The organism is Pseudomonas sp. A-RE-22, assembly GCF_019956035.1.
Classification (GTDB): Bacteria; Pseudomonadota; Gammaproteobacteria; order Pseudomonadales; family Pseudomonadaceae; genus Aquipseudomonas; species Aquipseudomonas brassicacearum.
In genome coordinates this window covers 48,127-58,148 of the sequence record NZ_JAHBCZ010000002.1, presented here as the reverse complement: position 1 = coordinate 58,148, position 10,022 = coordinate 48,127, and the positions used below count along the sequence as shown (strand labels likewise).

The window sequence follows — 10,022 nt, the reverse complement described above, 5'->3', positions numbered from 1 at the left end:
AACAGGTCTCGTTACAGCAGAAATTAGATGGATACATCCACGCGGAAGTAGATCGGCGCTTCGCGCTCGGTCAGGGCATCCGGACGTTCCAGGGAATGGGCGAAGGTGACGCTGGCGCTCAGATGCTCACCGCGGGCGAACAACTCCAGCGAGTTGCTCGACATGCGCCCGTGCTGATCGCCGTTGTAGCGATTACCGCTAATCACGCCCTGGTCATAACCGAGGCTGGTGCCGTATTCGGCGAATACCGGGCGCAGCCATTCCAGGGTCACCGGGCGGCTCCAACGCAAGTCGTTGCGCCAGTAGCCGCCGCTGTCGCCGGACAATGTCTGGTCCTTGTAGCCACGAATCGACGACAGGCCGCCCAGGCTCATGCGCTGGGGGCTGAACAGCACGTCTTCGCTACGCTGGCCGGTCATCAGGCTGCTGAAGCTGAAGGACTCGCCGCCCAGCATGAAGGGCTGCAAATAGCTGAGGGTCGCGGTGTATTTGCGATAGCGCGCATCTGGCACTCCAGGGCCCGGCTCATGATCGCCCTGGGCATCGAGGGCACCGATACCTTGTTGCAGGCCCAAGTCGAGGTTGACGAAGGCATTGCCCACTCGCCGGCCATGGTTGATGCCGAACTGCGCCTCGCTGATGCGATTGCTGCTCTCGGCGAGCTTGCTGTCTTCGATGAAGTTGTTGGTACGCAAGTACGCCAGGCCAGTATTGAGGGAAGTCTTGCTCACCGCGTCGCGATGGACCACACGCTCCAGGCGCAGCTGATGGTTCTGGCTGTCGCCGCTCTGCTTGAAATTGAAGCCGTTGGCCTGGCCCAGCGCGCGGTACTCGCTCTGGCTGTAGGTGTAGCTCAGGTTCCACCAGCCAAACGGCAGGTTGTAATAGAGCATGCCGTTGCGCGAGGTTTTCTGGTGATCGCTGACGGCATCGTGGCCGCCGCGCAGGGCCAATTGGTCAGCCAGACCCAGGGGGCTGTCCCAGTCCAGGGAGGCGCCCCATTGCTGCTCGCCCGTGCTTTTCTGCCCATCGTTATGCCGTGACAGGCCGGCGCGCCAAGGTTTTTGTGGGGTGTTATTGACCCGCACTTCACTGCCGCCGATGTTTTGCCCCGGGGTCAGTTCCATTTGTGCACGGTTGGACGGCAAACGGTTCAGTTGATCGACCATCTGCTCGATCTCCCGCAAGTTGACCAAGTCGCCGGTCTTGCCGGGAAACGCCATCGCCAACTCGCGATCCGACAGCTTACTGTTCTCGGCACCTTTCAAGCCTTCCAGGCGGCCCTCAACGACCAGCACTTGCAGGTGACCGCTGGACAGGTCCTGTTGCGGCAAATAGGCGCGACTGGTGACTAGGCCTTTGTCGAGATAATGGTCGGTAATGACTTTGAGCAGCTCGTTCAGCTGCGGCACGCCCAGGCATTGGCCGATGTAGGGCTTGAGCAGGCGTTCGCGCTCCGCATCGGACAAAGCATCGGCGCCCTTGAGCTCGATGGTCTTGATCGGGAAGCAACGGGTATCGACAGGGGCCGTGGGCTGGGCCGGCTTCGCTTCCTTGCCGGGCAGGTCCTTGAGTTCTTCAAGGCGTCGGCGCTGCTCTTCGAGCAGCCGGTCCTGACGTTCACGGATCAGATCCGTGTCGCCGGGGGTTGGCGCGGCGACAGCAATGTTCATCGCCAGAAAACACAGCGACGCAACAACTAGCCTCGTCCCTAAGGCAAATACGGACATGTTCGATCCCTCGATACAGAAATGACAGCAGGCATGCACAGCAAAGCGCGCACACCAGACCCTGCATATCGCTTTCGGTTCAAGAGAGCGGGAATTTTCCACTCAAAAAAGAGACGCGTCTCACAGGACGCGTCGAGAAACACAACAAAAACGACGGCTCAGATTGCGCAGACGCCTACAAACACTCATCCAGGAAACTCACCACCGTTCCCATGCAAGCCATCCGCTCCTCGATATGGGGCATATGGCTGGAGTGTTCGAACAACGCCCAGCGAATGTCGGGAACATGATCCACATAGGGTTTGACCACCAACGGCGTCGCCTCATCGTATCGGCCTGAAACCAGCAGGGTCGGCACGCTGATCCGCGGCAAGCGATCAGTGATGGACCAGTCCTTCATGCTGCCGATCACATGGAATTCAGTGGGGCCATTCATGGCGTGATAAACCGTAGGATCGGCATCGATCTGGGCAAAAGTACGGGCGACTTCATCGGGCCAGGGCGTGACACGGCAGACATGGCGATCGTAGAAAACCCGAGCGGCCTCAAAATACTCGGCAGACGTCAAGGTTCCAGCCCGCTCGTGCTTGAGCAGTGTTTGCTGCACCTCAATGGGTAGAAGCTGGCGCAAGCGATTGACTTCAAGGAGCCAGGTGGACATGTCCGCCGGGGAGTTGGCGATGATCAACCCGCGCAAGCCCGCGGGCTGGAGCACCGCATGTTCGCTGGCCAACATGCCGCCCCAGGATTGCCCCAACAGTGCGTAATTGTCGCGAATGCCCAGATGATCCAGCAGGTTCTCCAACTCATCGAGAAAGAGCGCCACGTTCCAGAACGAGGGGTCTTTTTCCGGAAGATGGGTGGAACGCCCATTGCCCAGTTGGTCGTAATGAATCACCGGATAGCCACTGTTGGCAATATCCTTGAAGGCATCGACATAATCGTGTGTACAGCCCGGGCCGCCATGCAGGATCAGCAGCGGCGTACGGCCACTGCTGAAATCGCCAGTGATGCGATACCAGGTCTGATACGGACCAAAAGGCGCAAAGCCTTCGTGCGTTACGGGAAAATCCATTTCGTGCCGCTCCCTAGGAATCCTGCGGCACACGATACCGGGGACTGGCCGGCGGAATAACTAGAGGAACAGATAGGTTTTTGCCCGATTTCAGCTATCGAGCAACCGATAATGCACCGCCCTGACCACGGCCTGGACCCGATTCCTGGCACCGAGCTTGTGCATTGCAGACGTCAGGTGGAGGGTGATGGTGGCCAAGGAACGATTCAGTTGCCTGGCGATGTCCGCCGCCGTCAACCCTTCAGCGGCCAATCTCAAGCACTCACGCTCGCGTTTGGTCAGGCGAACCGGGCATGCGCGGGCTTCCTTGCCGAGCAGCGGAAAAGCCGCCTCTTGCAGGGCATGGGAAATCAGGCTGAAGTCGCCCAGGGTTTGCCGGACATCCTGCAAGGTGCTCCCCTTCGTATCGGCGCGCAGCCCGGTCAATGTCGCAAAGCCACCTTTGGGCAAATGCATCGGCACCGTCACGCCACAGGTCATGCGCGAATCCTGCAGGTAGCTCACGACCGGCGCATGACTCTGGCCGATGAACGGCTGCAGCACCGTGTCGGCCTCCGGTCGATAGGACCAGACAAAAGGAGATATGGTATTGATTGCCAGATGCTGGACGGGGTCGATCTGGTAATAACCTTCTTCACACCAGAGCGAGTGCCAATCACGGGGGGTATTGCGCAACTTCAGCACAGTCGGGGTGATCAGTGCCCCATCATGATCCAGTGGCACCGGACTGTAGTCGTACACCAAGGCTTCAAAGCCTAACGCCTGGACCATCCCCAGGGTGTTATCCATCTGTTCGTCCAGGCTCCTGCCAGACAAAAGACGGGTATTGAAGTCAGACAGCTTGGCCTGCATCCATTCAGCTCCCTTATTAATTTCAATCCTGAAATCGTGCAAGTAGAATGCCACGCCTGAGCGAGGGAATGCCAGATCAAACCTATAAGAATTGCTAGCTTATGGGCGCGTAGCTTCCTCGGTAAGGTTTAGCCAACGGGCGGTACCTGAGCAGGAGAGCAATGATGTGGCGTGAGATCGAGCCAGACCAGCGGTACGACGTGGAAGTCGATGGTCATCGTCTGGTGGCCTATGGCTTTGGCGACGGCGACGAGGTGCTGTTGTGCCTCAATGGCGGCCCGGGATTGCCTTGCGATTATCTGCGTGACAGCCATGGCTGGCTCAAGGAAAAGGGCTTGCGGGTCATCGCTTTCGATCAGTTGGGAACCGGCGCCTCGGCCAGGCCCACTGACGAATCCCTGTGGGACATCACCCGTTATGTGGCGGAGGTAGAGACCATCCGCCAAGCCCTCGACCTGGGCAAAGTGCACCTGCTGGGGCACTCCTGGGGTGGCTGGCTGGCGATCGAGTACGCCATTCATCATCCCCAAGCGCTGAAAACCCTGATCCTGGAAAATACCGCGGGCGATATCCCTCACCTGTCCCTGGAGCTGGAGCGTCTGAGGGCCGCCCTGGGCAGTGAGACCGTCGCGATGATGCAGCGCCATGAAGCCATGGGCACCCTGGATCATCCGCAATACCAGGCGGCCATCACCCTGCTCAACTATCGCCATGTCTGCCGTCTGGACGAGTGGCCAGCGCCGGTGACACGTTCCCTGGGCGACTGGAACATGGGGCCCTACATGACCATGCAGGGCCCCAACGAATTTCTCTATACCGGCAATCTCAAGGACTGGAATCGCATCGAGCAGATGGCCAGCTTCGAAATGCCCGTGCTGATCACCACCGGTCAACATGATGAACTGACGCCAGCCTGTGCAATGCGCATGAAAATGGCGCTCAAGGATGTACAACTGAATGTGTTCCCCAACAGCAGCCACATGCCCTTCTACGAAGAGCCCCACGCCTATTTCCCAGTCCTGCTGGATTTTCTGCACCGCCATCGGAACTAGCCCATGAACCTGGCGCGCTACCGTTTCATACTGTCGCGCCCGCTACAGCTATTGCCGGTGCTGTTTGGCATCAGCATGATCACCTTTGTGCTCGTGCGCTCAATCCCCGGGGACCCCGCCCGGGCCCTGCTGGGTTCGCGCAGCACGCCGGAGGCGCTGATCAGGATTCGTGCCCAGTACGGTCTCGACCAGCCCTTGTGGATGCAGTACTTCTACTTTCTCAAGAACCTGCTCAAAGGCGATCTCGGCCAATCGCTGCTCTACAAAGTCGATGCCTTGAAGCTGATCAGTACCCGCATTGAGCCTACCCTGTTCCTGGTGCTCGGCAGCGTACTGCTGGCGCTGCTGATTGCCGTGCCACTGGCAACGGTGGCGGCGCGCAACAAGGGCGGTTGGCAGGATCACCTGATTCGCCTGTTCACCACGGCAGGGCTCGGCATGCCGGCGTTCTGGCTAGGCATCATGTTGATCCTGCTGCTCAGTGTGCAGTTGGGGCTGTTCCCGGTCTCAGGCTATGGACGTACAGGGTGGGACAAACTGCATCACATGGTCTTGCCGTGCCTGACCATTGCCTTGGCGCTCTCCGCCGTGCTGGTGCGCAATCTGCGCGCCAGCATGCTCATGGAGCTACAAGCCGATCATGCCACTGCCGCACGGGCCCGGGGCTTGTCCGAGCGGGCGATATTTCGTCGGCATGTGCTGCCCAACTCCCTGGTACCGGCGGTCAACCTGCTGGCGGTGAACATCGGCTGGTTGATCAGCGGCACGGTGGTCATCGAAAGTCTGTTTGCCATTCCCGGCATCGGCCAATTGCTGGTACGCGGCATCTTTACCCGCGACTACATGGTGGTCCAAGGCGTGGCCATGGTGCTGGCCCTCGCCACCGTCACGGTCAATTTCCTCGCCGATGTGCTGACTGTGATGATCGATCCGCGGGTGAACATGCGATGAGCGGCCAGGCCCTCAGTCCCACCTGGCGTCTTGCGCTGCGTTTGGGCTTGCGCAACCGGCGCCTGGCCACCGTGCTGGGCCTGGCGATTCTGTTTGGCTGGCTGTTGCTCGCACTCTTCGCACCCTGGGTCGCGCCCTTCGATCCGATTGCCCAGAACACCGATATCCGCCTGCTGGGGCCGAGCCTGGCCCATCCGTTCGGCACGGACAATTTCGGCCGCGACGTTCTTTCCCGAGTGATCTGGGGCGCACGCATCGACTTGCAGATTTCCGTGATCGGGGTGGTTTTCCCATTCTTGATCGGCACTTGCGTCGGCGCCTTGGCCGGCTATATCGGTGGCCGGTTCGACACGATCTGCATGCGCCTGATCGATATTATTCTGGCCTTCCCCTTCCTGGTGCTGATGTTGGCAATCATGGCCATCCTCGGCCCCGGCCTGGGCAGCTTTTATATTGCGATGGCTTTGGTGGGTTGGGTGTCCTATGCACGGCTGATCCGTTCGCAGATTCTGGTACTCAAGGAAAGCGATTTCGCCTTGGCGGCGAAAAGCCTGGGCTTCGGTCATGGACGCATTCTGTTTCGGCACCTGTTGCCCAATGCCATGTTCGGTTCGATCGTGTTTTCCATGTCCGACGCGGTGCTGGTACTGCTCAATGGGGCGGCGGTCAGCTACCTCGGCCTGGGGGTCCAGCCACCCACCGCCGAGTGGGGCACGATGGTCGCCGAGGGCCAGAGTTTTATCACCAACGCCTGGTGGATCTGCACCTTCCCGGGACTGGCGATCGTCACCCTGGCCATGGGCTTCAGTCTGCTGGCCGACGGTGTCGCCGAGCACCTCGGAGAGCGCCCATGAGCACACCGGTGTTGCACGTCGAGGACCTCAGCGTGATCGCCGGCCACCTTGAGGGCGAAGTCACGCTGGTGGATCGTGTGTCATTTGACTTGGCCGAAGGCGAAATCCTCGGTCTGGTGGGTGAAAGCGGCTCAGGCAAGACGATGGCCTGCCGGGCCTTGATGCGCTTGCTGCCCTCTGCAAACCTCCGCGTCCAGGGCAAGGCCGTGCGCCTTGCCGGCGAGGACCTGCTGTCGCTGGATGAAGCCGGCATGCGGGGCATACGGGGTCGGCGGCTGGGGATGATTTTTCAGAATCCCGGCAGTCATCTTGACCCGTTGATGCGTATCGGCGAACAGATCGGCGAGGGCATACGCCTGCATCAGGGGGCGTCCAAGCGTGAAGCACGGGCGATGGCCATAGATGTGTTACGCCAGGTGGGCATTCCCGATCCGCTAAGGCGGGTCGACAGTTATCCCCATGAGTTTTCCGGTGGCATGCGACAACGCGCCATGATCGCCGTGGCGTTGGGTTGCAACCCCCAGGTGCTGATCGCCGATGAGCCGACCACCGCCCTGGATGTCACGGTACAGGCACAGATCCTGCGCCTGCTCCTGGATTTGCGCGACCAGCGTGGGCTGTCAATCATCATGATCACCCACGACCTGGGGATCGTCGCCCAGACCTGTGATTCCATCGCGGTGATGTACGCCGGTAGGCTCTGCGAGCACGGCACCAAGCTTGATCTGCTGGCTCACCCACGACATCCCTATACGGCGGCCCTGATCGACTGCCAACCGGCGACCAGCGCCGGCCATGCCATGCTCAAGACCATCGCCGGCCAGCCTCCTCTGCTGGATGCGCTGCCCACCGGTTGTCGCTTCAATCCACGCTGTCTTCAGCAGGGCAGCCAGTGCACGCGGCTGTTGCCACAGATGCAAGACATGGCCAAGGCACACCGAGTCGCCTGCCATTACCCGCTGCCGGTGGGAGCTTCGTCATGACCCTGTTGCACGTGAAAGATCTGCAGGTGCGCTTCGCCGCCCCTGGCAGCGGTCCGTTCGGGATCAACCGGCAATGGGTGAAAGCCGTCAACGGTGTGTCGCTGAGTCTGGCCACCGGGGAGGTGCTTGGGTTGGTGGGTGAGTCGGGCAGCGGCAAGAGCACCCTGGGTCGGGCCATCTTGCGCCTCACTGAGGTCAGCGCCGGACAAATCCTGTTCGATGGCGTGGATATGGCTCAAGGCAAGCGGATCGACATCGAGCGACTGCGCCACGAAACCGCGATGATTTTCCAGGATCCTTATACCGCCCTCAATCCGCGAATGAGCATCGGCGACACCCTGGCTGAAGTGTTGCGAGTGCGCTGTGCGATTCCTGCACCGCTGATTCGCCAGCGGGTCGATGAACTGCTGAACCTGGTCGGCCTGCGACCGGAGCTGGCCCACCGCAAGCCAGGTTCATTGAGTGGCGGTCAATGCCAACGTGTGGGGATCGCTCGGGCACTGGCCATCGAGCCACGGTTGATCATCGCAGATGAATGCGTGGCCGCGCTGGACGTTTCCATCCAGGGACAGATCATCAACCTGCTGCTGGAACTGCGACAGCGCATGAACCTGGCGATTCTGTTCATTGCTCACGACCTGGCGATCGTTCGACGGTTATGTGATCGGGTCGCCGTGATGTACCTCGGCGAGATCGTCGAACAAGGCCCCACGGAGGCCGTATTCAGCAGCCCTCGGCATCCTTATACCGTCGCGCTGATCCAGTCCATTCCACACATCGACCCGACTCGACCGTTGCTGGGCGAACCCCTGCCTGGCGAGCCACCCAGCCCCCTGAACCTTCCATCCGGCTGCGCTTTTCACCCGCGCTGCCGGTATGCACAACCCATCTGCGCGAAAACGCCGCCCCCCAGCCATGACATCAATGGACATCGTTATAGCTGTGTGCTCGGAGAGCCATTGCTCTAAAAAACATTCATCAATAGGGAGTTTGACCATGCGATCGAAACATTTGAAGTTGCTGACCGCCGCGACGTTGACCGTTTGCACACTGGCGGCCGGTGTCGCCCAGGCAGCAGGCGTGCTGACCATCGGTTGCCGCGAAGAAAGTACGACGTTCGACCCGATCAAAAGCGCGCAGAACCGTGATAACTGGGTGTTCTCCAATGTCTACGACGTATTGGTGCGCGTCGACAACGCCGGCACCCAGCTGGTGCCGGGGCTGGCCGAAAGCTGGCAGGTTTCCGACGATGGCCTGACCTATACCTTCAAACTACGCTCGGCCAAGTTCTCCGACGGCTCACCGATTACCGCCAGCGATGCAGCGTTCAGTCTGTTGCGCATTCGCGACAACAAAGGGTCGCTGTGGAGCGACTCCTACAAGATTATCGACAAAGCCCAAGCACCCGACCCGCAGACACTGGTGGTGACACTCACGAGCCCTTCAGTGCCCTTCCTCGCGCAGCTGGCGTTGCCCAACGTCTCCATCCTGTCGCAAAAGGCCATGGAAAAAATGGGGGAGGAAGCCTATGCCCAGGACCCCGTCGCCTCTGGCGCCTTTATCGTCAAGGAGTGGCTACGCGGTGATCGCGTGGTGCTGGAGAAGAACCCCAACTTCTGGCAGGCCGACAAGGTGAGCCTGGATGGCGTGGAATGGATCTCCATCCCCGATGACAATACGCGGATGTTGAAGGTACAGGCCGGTGAACTGGATTCGGCGATCTTCGTGCCCTTCTCGCGCGTCGAAACCCTGAAGAAAGATCCCAACCTGGTCGTACACATGGATCCCTCCACCCGCGAGGATCATCTGCTGATCAACCATGCGCACGGACTGCTGGGCAAGCCTGAAGTACGCCAGGCCCTGGACCTTGCGATCAACAAAAAATCCCTGGTCGATACCGTGACATTCGGCCATGGCCAGGTGGCTTATTCCTACATTCCTAAAGGCGCGCTTTATCACAATGCCGATAATCTGCAGCGCCCGTACGATCCGGAAAAAGCCAAGAAAATGCTGGCGGATGCAGGCGCCTCAGGCCTGAAGCTCAACTATGTAGTCAATGCGGGCAATGAAGCCGACGAGCAGATCGCCGTGCTGGTCCAGCAACAGCTCGCAGCGGTCGGCGTGACAGCCACCTTGCAGAAAGTCGACCCAACCCAGAGTTGGCAAATGCTGATCGACGGCGATTACGATCTGTCCGTGATGTACTGGACCAACGACATCCTCGACCCGGACCAGAAGACCACATTCGTGCTGGGACATGACACCAACATGAATTACATGACCCGCTACAAGAACGACAAGGTCAAGGATCTGGTCGCGGCCGCGCGGGTAGAAGTGGACCCGACCAAGCGCAAGCAGATGTATACCGATCTTCAGGTGATCGCCAAGCAGGACGTCAACTGGATCGATCTCTACTACAGCCCGTACATCAATATTTCGCGCAAGAACATCGAGCACTTCCAACAAAACCCACTGGGACGCTTCTCTCTTGAGGAAACAGTGAAGCGCTAGCGAGTAGTGGCTTC

The 10,022-nt window shown here is 59.8% G+C and carries 9 protein-coding genes; 6 read left to right on the top strand and 3 right to left on the bottom strand.

The annotated features are described in order from the left end of the window. Nucleotides 1-23: 23 nt before the first annotated feature. The 3 genes from KGA89_RS01160 to KGA89_RS01150 all read right to left on the bottom strand — a co-directional run bounded on the left by KGA89_RS01160 (nucleotide 24) and on the right by KGA89_RS01150 (nucleotide 3,657). The gene (locus KGA89_RS01160) at nucleotides 24-1,730 is read right to left on the bottom strand and encodes a ShlB/FhaC/HecB family hemolysin secretion/activation protein (protein WP_317846353.1); all 1,707 of its coding nucleotides are present in this window, start codon (nucleotides 1,728-1,730) and stop codon (nucleotides 24-26) included. A 175-nt stretch (nucleotides 1,731-1,905) separates the two neighbouring features. Further along, nucleotides 1,906-2,805: a proline iminopeptidase-family hydrolase gene (locus KGA89_RS01155; RefSeq protein ID WP_223470270.1), complete on the bottom strand. Its 900-nt coding sequence runs from the start codon at nucleotides 2,803-2,805 to the stop codon at nucleotides 1,906-1,908. A gap of 90 nt (nucleotides 2,806-2,895) precedes the next feature. Then, the gene (locus tag KGA89_RS01150) at nucleotides 2,896-3,657 is read right to left on the bottom strand and encodes a LuxR family transcriptional regulator (RefSeq protein WP_223470269.1); all 762 of its coding nucleotides are present in this window, start codon (nucleotides 3,655-3,657) and stop codon (nucleotides 2,896-2,898) included. Nucleotides 3,658-3,821: 164 nt separating this feature from the next. Between KGA89_RS01150 and KGA89_RS01145 the strand changes: the two genes are divergently transcribed. The 6 genes from KGA89_RS01145 to KGA89_RS01120 are packed head-to-tail and all read left to right on the top strand — an operon-like array spanning nucleotide 3,822 to nucleotide 10,008. Further along, the gene (locus KGA89_RS01145; protein ID WP_223470268.1) at nucleotides 3,822-4,709 is read left to right on the top strand and encodes a proline iminopeptidase-family hydrolase; all 888 of its coding nucleotides are present in this window, start codon (nucleotides 3,822-3,824) and stop codon (nucleotides 4,707-4,709) included. Between the two features lie 3 nt (nucleotides 4,710-4,712). Then, entirely contained in the window at nucleotides 4,713-5,660 is a 948-nt protein-coding gene (locus tag KGA89_RS01140) for an ABC transporter permease (protein ID WP_003197591.1), read from the top strand. Continuing rightward, on the top strand, nucleotides 5,657-6,514 hold the full coding sequence (locus KGA89_RS01135; RefSeq protein ID WP_003197590.1) for an ABC transporter permease: 858 nt from the start codon (nucleotides 5,657-5,659) through the stop codon (nucleotides 6,512-6,514). The genes KGA89_RS01140 and KGA89_RS01135 overlap by 4 nt, the downstream gene beginning before the upstream one ends. After that, nucleotides 6,511-7,497 (top strand): ABC transporter ATP-binding protein, encoded by a 987-nt coding sequence (locus KGA89_RS01130; RefSeq protein ID WP_223470267.1) that lies wholly within the window; start codon nucleotides 6,511-6,513, stop codon nucleotides 7,495-7,497. The genes KGA89_RS01135 and KGA89_RS01130 overlap by 4 nt, the downstream gene beginning before the upstream one ends. Then, nucleotides 7,494-8,465, top strand: a complete 972-nt coding sequence (locus KGA89_RS01125; RefSeq protein ID WP_027912121.1) for an ABC transporter ATP-binding protein — start codon at nucleotides 7,494-7,496, stop codon at nucleotides 8,463-8,465. The genes KGA89_RS01130 and KGA89_RS01125 overlap by 4 nt, the downstream gene beginning before the upstream one ends. A 28-nt stretch (nucleotides 8,466-8,493) precedes the next feature. After that, nucleotides 8,494-10,008, top strand: coding sequence for an ABC transporter substrate-binding protein (locus tag KGA89_RS01120; protein WP_028237580.1), 1,515 nt, complete (start codon nucleotides 8,494-8,496; stop codon nucleotides 10,006-10,008). The last annotated feature ends 14 nt before the right edge of the window (nucleotides 10,009-10,022 follow it).